The organism is Longimicrobium sp., assembly GCF_036399935.1.
Classification (GTDB): domain Bacteria; phylum Gemmatimonadota; class Gemmatimonadetes; order Longimicrobiales; family Longimicrobiaceae; genus Longimicrobium.
Window position 1 is genome coordinate 105,689 of sequence record NZ_DASWMD010000002.1, and the last position, 14,458, is coordinate 120,146.

The following is a 14,458-nucleotide window of genomic DNA, read 5'->3' on the forward strand; positions in this document are numbered from 1 at the left end:
CCAATCTAACGGGGGTTGAGGGCGAACGAGAGGCCTTCGAGCTCCAGCGTCACGTCCACGTTCTTCAGCGCCACGCCCCGGGGCACCTTCAGGCGCACGGGGGCGAAGTTCAGGATGCCGCGCACCCCCGCCGCCACGATCCGGTCGGCGACCTGCTGCGCCGCGTCGGCCGGCACGGCCAGGATGGCCATGTCCACCTGCTCGTCGGCCAGCGTGCGCTCCATCTCCTCGTCGGCGCACACCGTCAGCCCGCCCCAGGTGGTGCCCACCTTGCGCGGATCGGAATCGAACACGGCACGAATGTGAAAGCCGCGCGCCTCGAAGTCGCGGTACGAGAACAGGGCGGAGCCCAGCTTGCCCGCGCCCACCAGGGCCACGCGCCAGGTCTTCTGCAGCCCCAGGATCTCGCGGATGCGGCCCAGCAGTTCCTGAACCGAATAGCCCAGTCCCCGCTTGCCGAACGAGCCGAACAGCGACAGGTCCTTACGCACCTGTGCGCTGGTTGTGCCGCCCCGTTCGGCCAGCTGGCCGCTGGAGATGGTTTCGGCGCCCGCGGCATCGGCTTCCTGCAGCAGGCGGAGGTACAGCGAAAGCCGGCGCACGGCCGACTCGGAAATCTTCTTCATGCGCGTGACGCAGCCCGCGACGGCAGGCGCCCATCCTTCCCGGCGCCCAGCTTGTGAAATCGTTCACAAGATAGGCGCGAGGCTGCGAAGCGTCAACGCGCGCGCCGAATGAGCCACAGGCGCGACCAGTTTTCCGCCCCACCTCCCGCCGCGCGGAGTGAACGGTTATGCTTTGCAAATGGACAAGCCGACGCTATACTTGGAGACGAGCGTGATCAGCTACCTCGCCGCGCTCCCCAGCCGCGACCCGATCACGGCACGCAACCAGCAGATCACGCGCGAGTGGTGGGACACGCGGCGGAACGAGCATGTTCTCGTGGCCTCGCCGACGGTTCTCGACGAAGCGGCGCTGGGCGATGCGGAGTTCGCCAGGAGGAGGCGCAGCTACCTTGACCGTGTGCCGCTTCTACAGGTGACTGGCGAGGTAGAGGTGCTCGCCGGGGTGCTCTTGCGCCAGGTACCGCTCCCGGTGCACGCGCGCTCCGACGCCCTGCACGTCGCCGTTGCCGCGGTGTACGGAGTAGCGTACGTCCTGACGTGGGATCGCAAGCACATCGCGAATCCCAAACTGGTTCCGCGCTTCCAGAGGTTCTGTGGTGATCTGGGCTACACGGCGCCGCTGCTCACCACCCCAGCATCCATGATGGAGAGGTGAACCATGCACGAGGATCCGATCGTGGAGGAGGTGCACCGCGCCAGGCGAGAGATCATGGCGGGGTTCAACAACGATCTACACGCCTACTGCGAACACCTCCGGGAGTTGACGGAGGTCGAGCGCCAGCGAGGCCGCGTCATCATCTCGACGCCGTTCCGCCGGAGTGCACCCCAGCATGAAACGGCCCGGACGGACGCCGCGTGACACCTGGCCATGTGGACGAAGGGCGCCTCTCGCGAGGCGCCCTTCGTTTTTCCAGCCCCGCTTTCAGTCGGGACCGCCGCCGGGCGCGGTTTTCGACTCGTGGCCCGCCGACCGCAGCGCGCGGGCGAGGTCGATGAAGCGCTCGGGGGCGAACGATTCCGGGCGCGCCGTCAGGTCCATCCCCGTCTCCCCCTCCAGCTTCTGCACCTGCTCGGGAGAGAGGCCGTACGCGTCGCGGAGGATGCGCTGGAACTGCTTGCGCCTCTGGCCGAACGCGGCCCGGGTGAGCACCCGGAGCGCGGCCTCGTCGTCCTCCGTCAGCGGCGGCGGGTTGAGCGGCACGATGCGGATGACCGTCGACATCACGTCGGGCGCCGGGCGAAACGCCTCGCGGCTGACGTTCAGTACGCGCTCCACCTTCGCCACGGCGCGAACGCCTACGGCCAACGCGCCATAGGTCTTTCCTCCCGGCGGCGCCAGAATGCGATCCGCCACCTCGCGCTGGATCATCACTACGATCTCGGCGGGCCGCGGCCGCCGCTCCAGCAGCCCGAAGATGATGGGCGTGGTGATGTTGTATGGGATGTTGCCGATCACCTTCAGCCGCGCGGGGTCCGCCGAGATGCGCTCCAGCGGCACCTGCAGCACGTCTTCGTGCACGATCTCCACCGACGGGTCGCCCGCGAAGCGCTCCTGCAGGCGCGCCGCGAGCGCGTTGTCCAGCTCCACCAGCACCAGCCGGCCCACGCGCCCGGCCAGGTGCTGCGTGAGCGCCATCCGGCCCGGCCCGATCTCCATCACCTCGTCGTCCAGCGACGGGCGAAGGGCGTCGACGATCTTCCGCTGAATGTTGGGGTCGACCAGGAAGTTCTGCCCCAGCGACCGCTTGGCGCGGTGGGGGGCCGAGGGATCGCGCGGCATGGCGCTCAGAAGCGGACGACGACGGCGGTGCGGTCGTCGGGCGGAATGTGCGTGGCCTCGCCCGCGCGGTCGAACAGGCGCGCGCAGATCTGCTCGGGGGGCTCGCGGCGCATGTCGGTCGCCACCTCCAGCAGCACCCGCTCGCCCTCGATCTCGCCCGCGTCCAGCGCGTCGGAAAGGCCGTCGGTGAAGAGAAAGAGAAGGTCTTCGCCGCTCACCCAGTCCACCGTCGTCTCGGCGTAGGTGTCGCGGTCGACGATGCCGAACGGCGGGTCGGTGGCGGCCAGCCGCTGGGCCTCGCCGCTGGCCAGGATGCGGAACGCGTGGCCGTGGCCCGCGTTGGAGTAGGTGAGCGTGCCGGCGGCGGGATCGATCACCGCGTACACCAGCGTCAGGTACATCTCGGTGTTTTCCAGCTCGTCGATCACCGCGCGGTGGGTGCGGTGAAGCACCTCGGACGGGGCGTCGCCCTCGGAGGCGTGGATGGCCACGGCGCTGATGGTGAGCGCCATGATCAGCGCCGCGCCGAAGCCGTGGCTGCTGACGTCGCCGATCAGCACCCCCAGCCGGTTGTTCGGAAGCCGGAACAGGTGGTAGAAGTCGCCCCCCACCGACTCGGCGGGCACGCATCGCGCGGCCACCTCGGCGTAGCCGCGGAACTGCTCCAGCGGAGGAAGCAGCTTCAGCTGAAGGTCGTGCGCCAGCTCCAGTTCGCGCGCCAGCCGCTGCTGGATCAACGATTCGGCGATCAGCCGGTTGTTCTCGACCGCGGCGCCGATCTGGCTGGCGATCGCCGAGAGCAGCTTCAGGTCGCCGGCCGAAAAGCCCTCGTTGGTTTCGCGCCCGATCAGGTTGATGACCCCCACCGCGCGGGTTTCGCCCTCCGGCGGAGTGTAGCTGACGGGAACGGACAGGAACGAGCCCCGCTGCCGCGCGCCGCTCGTGCAGTCTTCGCGCTGGTACTCCTCGCCGGGGCCCAAGAGCACGTGGCGCCCCTCGCGGAAGACGGCCGCGGTGATGGAGCACGGGTCGTCGACCGCCACCGGCTCGGAGTGCCCTTCGCCGCCCACAACCGCCGCCAGCCGGATCATTCCCGTGTCGCGGTCGTGCACCCACAGGGCGGCGCGCCGGGCGCTGAGGACGCTGGCCACCTCGCCCAGGATGGTGCGCGCGGCGTTCTCCAGCGAGATGATGGAGCCCAGGATCTCGCTGATGGAGTACAGCAGCGTGATCTCTTCGTAGCGCTCGCCGATCTCGCGGCTGAACGAGCGGATCTCGTCCTCGTGCTTCGCCGCGCGCGCCAGCATGGCGCCCAGGAACCGCGCCGCGGCCGCCGAGTCCTCCGCCGAGCCGTCGCGAATCTCCACGCGCAGCGCCGTCCCGGGCACCTCCGCGGCTCCGTCGGCGGAGCGGCCGTGCGCGGCGGGGTGAGCGCCCGCCGGATCCCAGCCGTCGCCCGTGCGCTGCCAGACGAGCGCGGCTTCGCCGAATGCCCGACGGAAGTCGTCGAGCACGCCGCGCGCGGAAGCGGGAAGGCGGGGAGGGCTGGGGGCGGCCGTAGTCACCGGGATCGACAGGAGTTCACTCGCCCGAGGCGCGGCGCCGCGACTCGTCGCGGCGCAGCACCAGGCGAACGCAGTTGCCCGCGTCGTTGTAGCGCACCTCGTCCATCAGCGTGCGGATCAGGAAGATCCCGCGGCCGCCGCAGAGGTCGAGGTTTTCGGGGAGGGTGGGGTCGGGCACGTGGCCGGGGTCGAACCCGGTGCCCTCGTCCTGCACCTGGACGGACACCGCGTCGCGAGACAGCTCGACCTCTACCCGCACGCGCTTGTCGGGGTCGCTGCCGTTGCCATAGATCATGGCGTTGGCCAGCACCTCGGCCATCCCCACGCGAAAGTTGAGGGTCAGCCGCGAGCCGTCGAAGTCGTAGGCCCGCAGCCGGTCGGAGAGGTAGCCTACGGCTCCCTCGATGACCCGCGGGTCGCTGGGCAGCTCCAGCACGAACACGCTCTGCTCGGGCGGAGCGCCGCCGATGTCGGGTTTCGCCATGTGCCTAGCGCACCTTTGCCTGCGCGGAGCGGTGCATGGCCCGCCGTGGCCTGGTCGTCATGGGCAAACGCGGCGGGCCGCGCCGGGCACCCGCCCGGAACGGCCGCCGGACCGTTGCAGTGTGGGCCGGATCAGAAGCCCGTGAGGGCCGCTTCGCGAGTGTCTGCGATGTTGAACAGCGTGTCGAGCTTGGTGAGCTCGAACAGCGTCCGCAGGTCCTCGTTCAGGTTGGCCAGCCGCAGCTCGCCGCCCTGCTCGCGGATCTTCTTCGACAGGCTCACGAGCACGCCCAGGCCGGACGAATCGATGTAGCCGGTGTTGGAGAAGTCGATGAGAAACTTGCGCTCCCCGCCTTCCAGCTCGTCGAGCACCTTCTGCTTCAGCTCCTGGCGGTTGCCCACGATGAGCTGCCCATCCACATCGACCACCACCACACCATTGTTCTTGCTCGTGTGGAAGCTCATGACTCCTCGGTATCCACGGTTCCGGGTAAAACACCCTGGGCATGCCGGGGCAAGCGATGTGCCACCTCCGGCCCAAAACGCGGAGGCCGGCCCCGGCCCTCCCGCTTTCCGGAGCACACGGTAGGGCGCCGGGCGCGCTTGCGCAATAAGCGTCACCCCGCCAGCAGGCCGGTGATGCAGGCCACGTTGACGATGTCGGCCGGCGTGGCGCCCCGTGAAAGGTCGTTGCACGGCTTCGCCAGCCCCTGCACGATGGGGCCGACCGCCTCGGCATGGGCAAGCCGCTGCGTGAGCTTGTAGGCGATGTTCCCGGCGTCCAGGTCCGGAAAGACCAGCACGTTCGCCCGTCCGGCCACGGCGGACCCCGGCGACTTGCGCGCGCCCACGGACTCGATCAACGCCGCGTCGGCCTGCAGCTCGCCGTCCGCGGGGATGCCGGGCGCCTTCTCGCGGAAGATCTCCAGCGCCCGGCGCACCTTGTCGATGGACGGCCCCGCCGCGCTGCCCCTGGTGGAATACGACAGGAAGGCCACGCGCGGATCGTCGCCCACCACCTTCCGCCGTGCGTCCGCCGCCGCGACGGCGATGTCGGCCAGCTGCTCGGCCGTGGGATCCGGGACGACGGCGGCGTCGGAGTAGCTGAGCACCTCTTCGTCCGCCCCGCGGAACGGGGGCACCACCATGTAGAAGGTGGAGGAAACCGTGCGGATCCCCGGCGCCGGGCCGATCGCCCAGATGGCGGCGCGCATGACGTCCGCCGTGGTGCTCACCGCCCCCGCGACGCATCCATCCGCCTCGCCCGCGGCGACGAGGAGCGCGCCGAACAGCAGGGGATCGGCGGCGAGACGATGGGCATCCTCCTCCGTCATCCCCTTCGCGCGGCGGCGTTCGAAGAGGAGCGCGGCCAGCAGGGGCCGGCGCGCGTCCCCCGCCGGATCGAGCACCTCCACCTCCCCCGCCCCGATCCGCCTCAGCTCCGCGGTGATCTCCGGTCCGCCCACGACGAGCGGGCGCGCGAGGCCGTCCGCGTGCAGCCGGGCGGCGGCCACCAGCGTGCGCTCGTCCGCGCCCTCGGGGAGCATGATACGGCGCGGATTGGCCCGCGCCCTGGCGTGAACGGAATCCAGGAAGCTCATCGCGCCCCGAAGCGCTCCGTCAGCCGGCGGAGCACGGCGGGGGAGACGAACGGGGTGACGTCGCCGCCCAGCGAGGCGATCTGCCGCACGAGCGAGGACGAGAGGTACGAGTGCTCCAGGTCCGGCGCCAGGAACACGGTTTCCATCGCCTCCCACAGCTTGCGGTTCATCAGGGCCATCTGGAACTCGTACTCGAAGTCCGAGACGGCCCGCAGCCCGCGCACGATGATGGTGGCGCCCTGCGACTTGGCGAAATCCACCAGCAGCCCCTGGAAGGCCATGGGCTGCACGCGCGGCTCGTCGGCGAAGGTGTCGCGGATCATCTCCACGCGCTCCTCGACGCTGAACATCCCGCTCTTCACCTGCGTGGCGCTGTAGGCCACGGCGACGATCACCCGGTCCGCGAAGCGAAAGCTGCGGCGGATGATGTCTTCGTGGCCCAGGGTGACGGGATCGAACGATCCGGGACAGACCGCGATGCGCTCTGCGCTCATTCGGGCGCCGGGATGAAGGTGAGCTGGGTGTCGCCGTAGCGGCGGGTGCGCGCGCCGGGAAGTTCGGGCAACTCGTCGTCGCGGCCGTGCTCCACGCAGAGCAGCCCCGCGAATGGCGTCGCGTCGAAGGCCCGCACGATGGCCTCCGCGAATCCCTGGCCGTACGGCGGGTCGGCGAAAGCCACGTCGAAGGCGCCGGCGTCGAGGCCCGCAACGTACTTCACCGCGTCGGCCTTTACGATCTCGACGCGGCCGGCGGCGTCCAGGGCGGCGACGTTGTCGCGCAGCACCTTGAGCGCGGGCGCGCCCTGTTCCACGAAGGCGGCGTGCTCGGCGCCGCGGGAAAGCGCTTCCAGCCCCAGCGCGCCGGAGCCGGCGAACAGGTCCAGGACGCGGGCGCCGGGCAGGTACGGCGCCACGACGGACATCCACGCCTCGCGTACGCGGTCCGTCGTGGGCCGCGTGGCCCGCCCCGGCGGCGCCGCGATGCGCCGCCCGCCCCACTCCCCCGCGACGATCCTCACCGGCACCCGCTGGTTGTGGTTCCCCCTCCCCCGGCCCCTCCCCCGCAAACCGCGCGGGAGAGGGGGGAACTTCGACTGGGAGTCGATAGGACTCTTCGCATTCCGCGGGAGGGCCCCTCCCCCATCCCCTCCCCCGGCAAACTGCGCTGGGAGAGGGGGAACTTCGACCGCGCTATTCCGACGGGCGGAGGTCCACGAGCTTGGCCTGCACGCGCGTCTGGCCGTTGTAGTGGTTTTCCTCCAGCTTGAACGCCACGTCCAGCAGCGACGCGCCGAAGCCCGGCTCCTCGCACCGGTCCGCCATGTTGAAGCCGATGGCGTCGAGCTTCGCCCCGTAGGCGCCCAGCGTGAGCTTCAGGTGCCCCTTCCCGACCACCTTCTGGTCCACGACCGCCACGCCGCGCGCCGCGAACACCGGCGTGGCGTTCCCCGCGCCGAAGGGGCCCGCGTGCTTGAGCATGCGGACGAGGTCCAGGTCCGCGTGGCGCAGCTCCATCTCCAGGTCGATGCGCACCTCGGGAACCAGGTCGTCTTCCGTGAGCGCGGCGCGCGCGACGTCGTTGAAGGCTTCGCGGAAAGCGTCGACGTTCTCGCGGCGGATGGTGCACCCGGCCGCCACGCGGTGGCCGCCGAAGCGCTCCAGGTGGTGGCCGCAGGCGCGCATGGCGTCGTACAGGTGAAAGCGCGAGATGGACCGGGCGCTTCCCTTCCCTTCGCCGTGCTCGTCCAGCGCGATCATCACGACGGGCCGGTGGAGGCGCTCCACCAGCCGAGACGCCACGATGCCGATGACGCCCGGGTGCCAGCCGTCGTGCGCCAGCACCACGCCGTACTGGCGGTCCGGATCGTACCCGAACTCGAGGGCCGCCATCGCCTGCTTGAGCGTCTCGCCTTCCACCGACTGGCGCCACCGGTTGTCGGACTCCAGCGACTGAGCGATCTCGTCGGCCTCTCGCGGATCGTCGGTCAGCAGCAGCTTCACGCCGCGCTGCGCCTCGCCCATCCGCCCCACGGCGTTGATGCGGGGAGCCAGCTGGAAGGCCACCTGGGTGGAGGTGATCTCGCCCTTGTCCATCAGCCCCGTCACCCGCAGCAGGGCGCGGAGGCCCGGGTTGGGCGTTTCGCGCAGTACCTTGAGCCCCCAGCGCACCAGCGCGCGGTTCTCTCCCGCCAGCGGCGCCACGTCGGCGATGGTGGCGATGGCCACCAGATCCAGGAAGCTGAAGAGCTTCTCGACGGGGTAGCCGGTCTCGCCCGCCAGCGCGCAGCACACCTTCCACGCCACGCCCACCCCCGCGAGGCCCTTGTCGGGATATCCGCAGTCCACCCGGTTGGGGTTCACCGCGGCGACCGCTGCGGGAAGGGTAGGTCCGGGGGTGTGATGGTCGGTGACGATGACGTCGATTCCCGCGGCCCGGGCGCGGTCGATGGACGCGTGCGCCACGATCCCGCAGTCGCCCGTGAGGATCAACGTGGCGCCCATCTCGGCGGCGGCGCGGATGCCGGCGTCCGAGAGGTCGTAGCCGTCCTGGATGCGGTGCGGGACGAACGGAAGCGCCACGGCGCCCATCATCCGCAGGGCGCGGACGTAGAGTGCCGTGGCGCAGATGCCGTCGACGTCGTAGTCGCCGTGAACCAGGATGATCTCGCGCCCGTCGATCGCCTTCTTCAGCCGCGCGACGGCGTCGCCGATGCCGGCCAGGGCAGTGGGGGCGTGGATGTGCCCCGGCGTGGGGCGCAGAAAACCGCGGGCCGCATCCACCTCGCCGTGCCCGCGAAGCACGAGCAGGCGGCAGAGCGGCGCCGGAAGGCGAAGCTCGCGGCAGAGACGGTCGACGGCGGCCGCGTCTGGCGAGGGAGAAAAGACCCAGCGGCGCGCGGCAAGGACGGCTGACATTGTAAAAAGCTAGCCGCGTGCACGCCGACCACGCAACCCGATTCACGGTCCGCCACCGCGCGTGCGGGGCTAGTGCGCGAAGAAGTAGAGCACGGAGGCGGCCACCACCAGCACGGAGACGATGAGCGTGGCCACCTGGGCTACGCTGCGCCCCGGGCCGGGCACGGGGTCCTTCTGCTGCGGGACGGGCTGCGACCCTCCCTGGAACGGCGGTTCCTTGCGGTCTTCGGCCACGTTGGTCTGCTCCGGCGCGGTGGTTGGGATTCGGTGCACGTGCGGCCCGGCCCTGCGCAACGGGCATGCCTGACGTGGGAAGACGGAATAGGAAACCCGGACCACGGCGGGCCGGGTCGACGGTGCTGGCGCGGGCACCGATCTCGCCTAGTTTCGTACCCCGCACTCACGCACTCACGCACTCACGCACTCACGCACTTCCATGACGCTCGATCCACCCAACCTCACCACCGACCGCGTCATCGTGCGCATGGCGCAGCCGGACGACGTTCCCGCGATCGCCCGCTACTTCGTCGACAACCGGGAGCACCTGGCGCCCTCGCGCCCGCTGATGGCGCCCGAGTTCTACACCGAGGCGTTCTGGGCCGTGCAGGTGCGCGCCAACGCGGCGGAGTTTCGCGAGGGAAAGAGCGTGCGCACGTTCCTGTTCGACCGCTTCCACCCGGAGCGAGTGATCGGCAACGCCAACTTCACGCAGATCTTTCGCGCGCCGGCGCACTACTGCGTGCTGGGCTACGGGCTGGACAGGGCGTACGAGGGGCGCGGGATGATGCGCGAAGGACTGGAGGCGGCTCTGGGATACATGTTCCGCGAGCAGAACCTGCATCGCATCGAGGCCAACTACGTGCCCCGCAACGAACGAAGCGGCGGCCTGCTGCGGCGCCTGGGGTTCGTGGTGGAGGGCTTCGCGCGCGACTACCTGCTGCTGAACGGAAAGTGGGAAGACCACGTGCGGACGAGCTTGACGAACCCGGATTGGCGGCCGTGGTGAAGGGGAGTGCGTGAGTGCGGAAGTGCGTGAGTGCGTGAGTGCGTGAGTGAAAAAACTCACCCCGAGCGGATGACCGTTCGGGGGTGAGTGCGTTTCGGATCGCCCTCAGCGGGGCGGCGCGGGAAAGCGGATGGTGTCGCGCGGCGCGTTGGGGCGCGGCAGCGGTGCGGGCGGCGGTGTTTCCGGGCGCGGCTCCGGGATCGTTTCCCGCGGCGTGGGCGCGGGTGGCGGCCGCTGGGCCGGAGGCCGCTGCGCCGGCGGGCGCTGCTGAACCGGCTGCCGGGGCTGGGCCGCGGGCGGGCGCGGCTGCGTGGCGGGCGGTCGCTGCGGTTGCGTGACCGGCGGGCGCTGCGGCTGGGCGGCCGGCGGCACCCCGGGCTGCATGGCCGGTGGCACCGCGCCGGGCATCGGCTGCCCGGGGGCGGGCTGCGTTCCGGCCGGGGGCACCACCACGCCCGCGCGGCGGAGGGAATCCATGCGCAGGCTGTCCAGGCGCGTGGAGTCCACCGGAACGGTGATGGGCGCGCCGCCCAGCAGCCGGCGGAACGGCGGCCCGCTCACCCGGCGCACCAGCGCGGCGCGCGTTCCCCGCGGCCAGCTTTCCACCGCGCTCTGGAAGGTGGTCAGCTCCACCCACAGGGTGTCGCGCCGAACGTGGCCCGCCACGAACTGCCCCGTCCCCCCGCTGAACAGCACCAGCGAGACCGCGCTGTCGCGGCGCACCTCGCCCACGATGGGAAAGGCCACGCCGGCGCGCAGGTACTGCCCGGCGATGGAATCCAGCCGCTGGGTGGCGATCTGGAAGTCGCCCGGGGGCGTCAGGGCATACACCCGTTCGCGAACCAGCGTGGTGTCGGAGGCGGGGATCTCGAATCCCGCGAACCGCCACAGCCCGCGTACCTCCGGCAGCCCCGCGCGCGCCTCCGGCGACGGGCGCTGCAGGGGCGGAAGCGGCTGAACCTCAACCGACTGCGCCTCCTCGCACGCGCCCGCGGCCATCGCCGCGCAGCAGACCAGCATTGCTCCCCGCCGTGCTCGCACCTTGTTTCCTCTTCTCCGTGATTTGGACTGCCGCCGTTCCGCGCGCGAACCTCGCATCCTCCGTGCCCGGTACGCAAGTTTCGCGGCCGCAGACCGTTGACATCATCTCCCGCCATCCCTAGCTTGGATAGAGGGAAATCCTTGCCCTTGCGGCGCTTCTGTTCACCTCCTTCGCTTTCGTCCTCTCGCAGTGGACCCGATGCCGATCACCGCACGCATGTCGCCGGACCAGTTGGACGCGGTTCTTCGCGAGGCGCTCGAGGCCAACGGCCAGCGCTTTACGGAGCAGCGCGCCGCCGTGTACCGCGTTCTGCGAGGCACCACGGACCATCCGTCCGCGGACGAGGTGTTCACGGCCGTGCGCGGCGACATCACCGACATCTCGCTGGCGACGGTCTACAAGGCGCTCGAAACCCTGGTGAGCTGCAGCCTCGCCGTCAAGCTGACGTACGGCGACGGCTCCGCCCGCTACGACGCGCGCACCGACGACCACTACCACTCCCGCTGCCTGGTGTGCGGGCAGGTGCGCGACGTGCCCGGCGAGCCCCACGAAGTGCTGCCCCACATCGACGCCGGAGCGGGGTTCCAGGTGCGGGGCTACCGCGTGGAAGTCGTGGGACTGTGCCAGGCCTGCGCCTGATGACGCCCCCCGCTGGCCGGATCTACGCTCCCCAGCCGGGGAGCGTTTTTCGTTTCGGGCGCGGATGACGGCCGATGCGCGTTTTGCGATCGGCGGCGCGTTCGCCATCCCCGAACGTGGCTGCGTGGTCGTACACGGGTCGATCGTTTCAGGCCAGCTCGCTCCTGGTATGATCGTGACCGCCGGCCCTCCCGGCGCGCCGCGCTTCCACGAGCCCATCCAGGCCATCGGAAGCGTTCGGCCCCGCGCGGACGACCCCGAAGAAGTCGCGCTCGTCTTCCGGTGCCTGCATCCGCACTTCGGCGTATGGTGGCCGCCCCTGTTTCGCTCCGGGCAGGTGCTCCTCATCCCTGTCGATCCCGTACTTCACCCCTGCCCCTGCTGCGGATTCCATACGCTCTCCGAAGCGGAGCGCGGCACGTACGAGATCTGCCGCGCCTGCGGGTGGGAGGACGACGGCGCGCAGTCCGATGACCCCGAGTACCGGGGCGGCGCCAACTCCGAGAGCCTGAACGAGGCCCGCGCCGCGTTCCGGGCCGCGCATCCACACCTGTTCCCCTCGTTCGATGCGTGAGCGCCTCGTGTCGGCTGGCGTATCTCTCCCCGCCGACCCTCCGCCCGCGTTCCGCGGCGAGTTCTGCGTGGAGGAGGCGCGGCGCACGGAGTTCTCCGAGCACGCAGGGATCCTGCGCTCCACCCCCGCCGCCATCGCCGTGCCGGTGGACGCGGACGACGTCTCGGCCCTGCTGCGCTGGGCGTGGGACCACGGCGTGCCCGTGGTACCGCGCGGGGCGGGAACGGGGATGCCGGGCGGGAACATCGGGCCGGGTGTGGTGGTGGACCTGGTGACGCACTTCCGGCGAGTCGGAGCGGTAGATACCGAACGGCGCACGGTCCAGGTGCAGCCCGGCGCCACGCTGGCGGCGGTGAACGCCGCCGCGAGCCGCCACGGGCTGCACTTTCCCGTGGACCCGTCCAGCGCCGAACGCGCCACGATCGGCGGGCTGATCGCCAACAACTCCGGCGGCGCTCACACGGTTCGCCACGGCTCCACGCGACGCTGGGTGCAGTCCGTGGACGTCGTCTGGGACGATGGCACCCGGTCGACGCTGACGCGCGGCGTTCCCGCGGACGACGAGCACGCCCGCGTGCGCCTGGCCCGCGTGGACGAGGCGATCGGGCCGCATCGGGACTGGATCGATCACTCGTGGCCGCGGGTGCGCAAGAACTCGTCGGGCTACGCGTTGCGCGAGTACCTGCAGACCGGCGACCCGGTGGACCTGCTCGTCGGCAGCGAGGGGACGCTGGGGCTGGTGGTAGGCGCGACGGTCCGGCTGGAGCCCATCACCGCGCACCGGGGGCTGGCCCTGGTGGAGTTCACGGACCTTGAGGCCGCCGGCGCGGCCGTGCTGCGCATCCTGGAACTGGGCCCCGCCACCTGCGAGATGGTCGACCGCACGTTCATCGACCTGGTGCGCGATTCGGGGGAGGACCCCGGCTACCCGCTCGGCGAAGGGCTGGAGGCCATCCTGTTCGTGGAGATGGAGGGCGAATGGGTGGAGGCCGTCGCGGACGCCCTGGAGCGGGTGCGCGCGGAGATGGCCGGCGTGGCGCACCGCGTCTCCCTCGCAGTGGATCCCCAGCAGCAGGAGCGGTTCTGGCACGTCCGGCACGCCGCCAGCCCGCTGATCGCCAGGATGGCCGGCGGGCGGGTGTCGATGCAGTTCATCGAGGACGGCGTGGTGCCGGTGAACCGCCTTCCCGACTACATCCGCCTGCTGAGGGCCGTGCTGGAGCGGCACGCGCTGCCCGCCGTCATTTTCGGCCACGCCGGCGACGGCAACCTGCACGTGAACCCGCTGGTGGACGTAGCGAAGCCCGGGTGGCGCGAAGAGGCGGAGGCGATCGTGTACGAGGTGGCGGAGGGCGTGGCGCTGCTGGGCGGCACCATGGCCGGCGAGCACGGCGATGGGCGTCTGCGTGCGCCCGTGCTGGAAACCATCTGGGGGGCGGAGATGGTGAGCCTCTTCCGCGCGGTAAAGGACGCGTTCGATCCGCGCGGCATCCTGAACCCCGGCGTCATCCTTCCCCTCCCCGGACAGCGCCCGCTGGACGCCATCAAGTACGCGCCAGTCCTGGCGGACTGAGGGCGGCCCCTCCCCCGGCCCCTCGCCGCACGGTACCGCTGTGCGGAGAGGGGAGAACTTCGATCGAGGTTCGACGATCTGCATCGCATGCCGCGGGAGCCCCCTCTCCCGTCTACTCCCGGGTAAGCGTTACCGACACGTCGCGGTACCCCGATCCGCTCACCTTGCCCTTGATCACGTTGTCGCTCATGCGCTGGCCCCCGAAGTTCAGGGGCGCGTACTCCGGCGAAGAGAGCACCATGGACAGGTCCGGATGCGTGTAGCTGCTGGACGTTACCCTCAGCTCCAGAAAGGTGGGCACCACGGAAATGTTGCCGAAGCCGCCCACCACGGTTCCGTTTGGGCTCTCCGCCAGAATCAGGTACAGAGTCGCCCCGTCGACTTTTCCCCGCCACGTGCCGTCCAGCTTGGAAGTCTTCGCGGCGGGGGTCGGTTCGGTGGGCCCATCCCCGCCGCCGCAGCCGGCGAGTACGAGACAGATCGCGAACGACAGGAAGGCGCGTCGGCTAAATGCGCGGGCCATGCTCGATTCTCCTGCTGGGGGGTGATGGACGGGCTGGATGAACGACCACCTGGAATGCGGAGCCGCGGCGCGTGAGCCGGGTCGGGTGACCGCGGGCCGTGTGGCGGCGGAAGAAGGTACCCGTCCCGATC

The 14,458-nt window shown here is 70.6% G+C and carries 18 protein-coding genes; 6 read left to right on the forward strand and 12 right to left on the reverse strand.

Annotation, left to right across the window (positions count from 1 at the left end):
• Positions 1–5: 5 nt before the first annotated feature.
• A complete protein-coding gene (locus VGB24_RS00970) occupies positions 6–626 on the reverse strand; it encodes a redox-sensing transcriptional repressor Rex (protein WP_331071084.1) in 621 nt (206 codons plus the stop codon).
• 211 nt (positions 627–837) lie between these two features.
• On the opposite strand from VGB24_RS00970, the gene VGB24_RS00975 reads away from it, so the two are divergent.
• Positions 838–1,281 carry a type II toxin-antitoxin system VapC family toxin gene (locus VGB24_RS00975; protein ID WP_331071085.1) on the forward strand — a complete coding sequence of 148 codons (444 nt, stop codon included), beginning with the start codon at positions 838–840 and terminating at the stop codon, positions 1,279–1,281.
• A gap of 3 nt (positions 1,282–1,284) precedes the next feature.
• On the forward strand, positions 1,285–1,485 hold the full coding sequence (locus VGB24_RS00980) for a hypothetical protein (RefSeq protein ID WP_331071086.1): 201 nt from the start codon (positions 1,285–1,287) through the stop codon (positions 1,483–1,485).
• A gap of 63 nt (positions 1,486–1,548) precedes the next feature.
• On the opposite strand, the gene rsmA is transcribed toward VGB24_RS00980, so the two are convergent.
• The 9 genes from rsmA to VGB24_RS01025 form a co-directional block, all read right to left on the reverse strand.
• Positions 1,549–2,406 carry a 16S rRNA (adenine(1518)-N(6)/adenine(1519)-N(6))-dimethyltransferase RsmA gene (gene rsmA / locus VGB24_RS00985; RefSeq protein WP_331071087.1) on the reverse strand — a complete coding sequence of 286 codons (858 nt, stop codon included), beginning with the start codon at positions 2,404–2,406 and terminating at the stop codon, positions 1,549–1,551.
• Between the two features lie 5 nt (positions 2,407–2,411).
• Entirely contained in the window at positions 2,412–3,971 is a 1,560-nt protein-coding gene (locus tag VGB24_RS00990; protein ID WP_331071088.1) for a GAF domain-containing SpoIIE family protein phosphatase, read from the reverse strand.
• A 16-nt stretch (positions 3,972–3,987) separates the two neighbouring features.
• Positions 3,988–4,455 carry an ATP-binding protein gene (locus VGB24_RS00995; RefSeq protein ID WP_331071089.1) on the reverse strand — a complete coding sequence of 156 codons (468 nt, stop codon included), beginning with the start codon at positions 4,453–4,455 and terminating at the stop codon, positions 3,988–3,990.
• A 131-nt stretch (positions 4,456–4,586) separates the two neighbouring features.
• Positions 4,587–4,919, reverse strand: coding sequence for an STAS domain-containing protein (locus tag VGB24_RS01000; RefSeq protein ID WP_331021660.1), 333 nt, complete (start codon positions 4,917–4,919; stop codon positions 4,587–4,589).
• 152 nt (positions 4,920–5,071) lie between these two features.
• Positions 5,072–6,055, reverse strand: a complete 984-nt coding sequence (gene pta / locus VGB24_RS01005; RefSeq protein WP_331071090.1) for a phosphate acetyltransferase — start codon at positions 6,053–6,055, stop codon at positions 5,072–5,074.
• Entirely contained in the window at positions 6,052–6,549 is a 498-nt protein-coding gene (coaD, locus tag VGB24_RS01010; RefSeq protein ID WP_331021662.1) for a pantetheine-phosphate adenylyltransferase, read from the reverse strand. The genes pta and coaD overlap by 4 nt, the downstream gene beginning before the upstream one ends.
• Entirely contained in the window at positions 6,546–7,073 is a 528-nt protein-coding gene (rsmD, locus tag VGB24_RS01015) for a 16S rRNA (guanine(966)-N(2))-methyltransferase RsmD (RefSeq protein WP_414676688.1), read from the reverse strand. Before rsmD ends, coaD begins: the two co-directional genes overlap by 4 nt.
• A 172-nt stretch (positions 7,074–7,245) precedes the next feature.
• Positions 7,246–8,970 carry a single-stranded-DNA-specific exonuclease RecJ gene (gene recJ, locus VGB24_RS01020; RefSeq protein WP_331071092.1) on the reverse strand — a complete coding sequence of 575 codons (1,725 nt, stop codon included), beginning with the start codon at positions 8,968–8,970 and terminating at the stop codon, positions 7,246–7,248.
• A gap of 69 nt (positions 8,971–9,039) precedes the next feature.
• Positions 9,040–9,243: a hypothetical protein gene (locus VGB24_RS01025; RefSeq protein ID WP_331071093.1), complete on the reverse strand. Its 204-nt coding sequence runs from the start codon at positions 9,241–9,243 to the stop codon at positions 9,040–9,042.
• 163 nt (positions 9,244–9,406) lie between these two features.
• Between VGB24_RS01025 and VGB24_RS01030 the strand changes: the two genes are divergently transcribed.
• Positions 9,407–9,976 carry a GNAT family N-acetyltransferase gene (locus tag VGB24_RS01030; protein ID WP_331071094.1) on the forward strand — a complete coding sequence of 190 codons (570 nt, stop codon included), beginning with the start codon at positions 9,407–9,409 and terminating at the stop codon, positions 9,974–9,976.
• Between the two features lie 105 nt (positions 9,977–10,081).
• On the opposite strand, the gene VGB24_RS01035 is transcribed toward VGB24_RS01030, so the two are convergent.
• Positions 10,082–10,996 carry a hypothetical protein gene (locus VGB24_RS01035; protein ID WP_331071095.1) on the reverse strand — a complete coding sequence of 305 codons (915 nt, stop codon included), beginning with the start codon at positions 10,994–10,996 and terminating at the stop codon, positions 10,082–10,084.
• Between the two features lie 220 nt (positions 10,997–11,216).
• On the opposite strand from VGB24_RS01035, the gene VGB24_RS01040 reads away from it, so the two are divergent.
• From VGB24_RS01040 to VGB24_RS01050, 3 genes are all read left to right on the forward strand, one after another.
• Positions 11,217–11,657 (forward strand): transcriptional repressor, encoded by a 441-nt coding sequence (locus tag VGB24_RS01040; RefSeq protein WP_331071096.1) that lies wholly within the window; start codon positions 11,217–11,219, stop codon positions 11,655–11,657.
• A 175-nt stretch (positions 11,658–11,832) separates the two neighbouring features.
• Positions 11,833–12,231 (forward strand): CPCC family cysteine-rich protein, encoded by a 399-nt coding sequence (locus VGB24_RS01045; protein WP_331071097.1) that lies wholly within the window; start codon positions 11,833–11,835, stop codon positions 12,229–12,231.
• On the forward strand, positions 12,224–13,804 hold the full coding sequence (locus tag VGB24_RS01050) for an FAD-binding oxidoreductase (protein WP_331071098.1): 1,581 nt from the start codon (positions 12,224–12,226) through the stop codon (positions 13,802–13,804). Before VGB24_RS01045 ends, VGB24_RS01050 begins: the two co-directional genes overlap by 8 nt.
• A gap of 112 nt (positions 13,805–13,916) precedes the next feature.
• Here VGB24_RS01050 and VGB24_RS01055 read toward each other — a convergent pair whose 3' ends face one another.
• Positions 13,917–14,327, reverse strand: a complete 411-nt coding sequence (locus VGB24_RS01055) for a hypothetical protein (RefSeq protein WP_331071099.1) — start codon at positions 14,325–14,327, stop codon at positions 13,917–13,919.
• Positions 14,328–14,458 lie beyond the last annotated feature (131 nt).

Excerpts from the sequence above, each read along its gene's own strand:
- VGB24_RS00970 (WP_331071084.1), bottom strand. The coding sequence starts at position 626 with ATGAAGAAGATTTCCGAGTCGGCCGTGCGCCGGCTTTCGCTGTACCTC.
- VGB24_RS00980 (WP_331071086.1), top strand. The coding sequence starts at position 1,285 with ATGCACGAGGATCCGATCGTGGAGGAGGTGCACCGCGCCAGGCGAGAG.
- rsmA (WP_331071087.1), bottom strand. The coding sequence starts at position 2,406 with ATGCCGCGCGATCCCTCGGCCCCCCACCGCGCCAAGCGGTCGCTGGGG.
- VGB24_RS00995 (WP_331071089.1), bottom strand. The coding sequence starts at position 4,455 with ATGGCGAAACCCGACATCGGCGGCGCTCCGCCCGAGCAGAGCGTGTTC.
- VGB24_RS01000 (WP_331021660.1), bottom strand. The coding sequence starts at position 4,919 with ATGAGCTTCCACACGAGCAAGAACAATGGTGTGGTGGTGGTCGATGTG.
- pta (WP_331071090.1), bottom strand. The coding sequence starts at position 6,055 with ATGAGCTTCCTGGATTCCGTTCACGCCAGGGCGCGGGCCAATCCGCGC.
- coaD (WP_331021662.1), bottom strand. The coding sequence starts at position 6,549 with ATGAGCGCAGAGCGCATCGCGGTCTGTCCCGGATCGTTCGATCCCGTC.
- recJ (WP_331071092.1), bottom strand. The coding sequence starts at position 8,970 with ATGTCAGCCGTCCTTGCCGCGCGCCGCTGGGTCTTTTCTCCCTCGCCA.
- VGB24_RS01030 (WP_331071094.1), top strand. The coding sequence starts at position 9,407 with ATGACGCTCGATCCACCCAACCTCACCACCGACCGCGTCATCGTGCGC.
- VGB24_RS01035 (WP_331071095.1), bottom strand. The coding sequence starts at position 10,996 with ATGCTGGTCTGCTGCGCGGCGATGGCCGCGGGCGCGTGCGAGGAGGCG.
- VGB24_RS01040 (WP_331071096.1), top strand. The coding sequence starts at position 11,217 with ATGCCGATCACCGCACGCATGTCGCCGGACCAGTTGGACGCGGTTCTT.
- VGB24_RS01050 (WP_331071098.1), top strand. The coding sequence starts at position 12,224 with ATGCGTGAGCGCCTCGTGTCGGCTGGCGTATCTCTCCCCGCCGACCCT.
- VGB24_RS01055 (WP_331071099.1), bottom strand. The coding sequence starts at position 14,327 with ATGGCCCGCGCATTTAGCCGACGCGCCTTCCTGTCGTTCGCGATCTGT.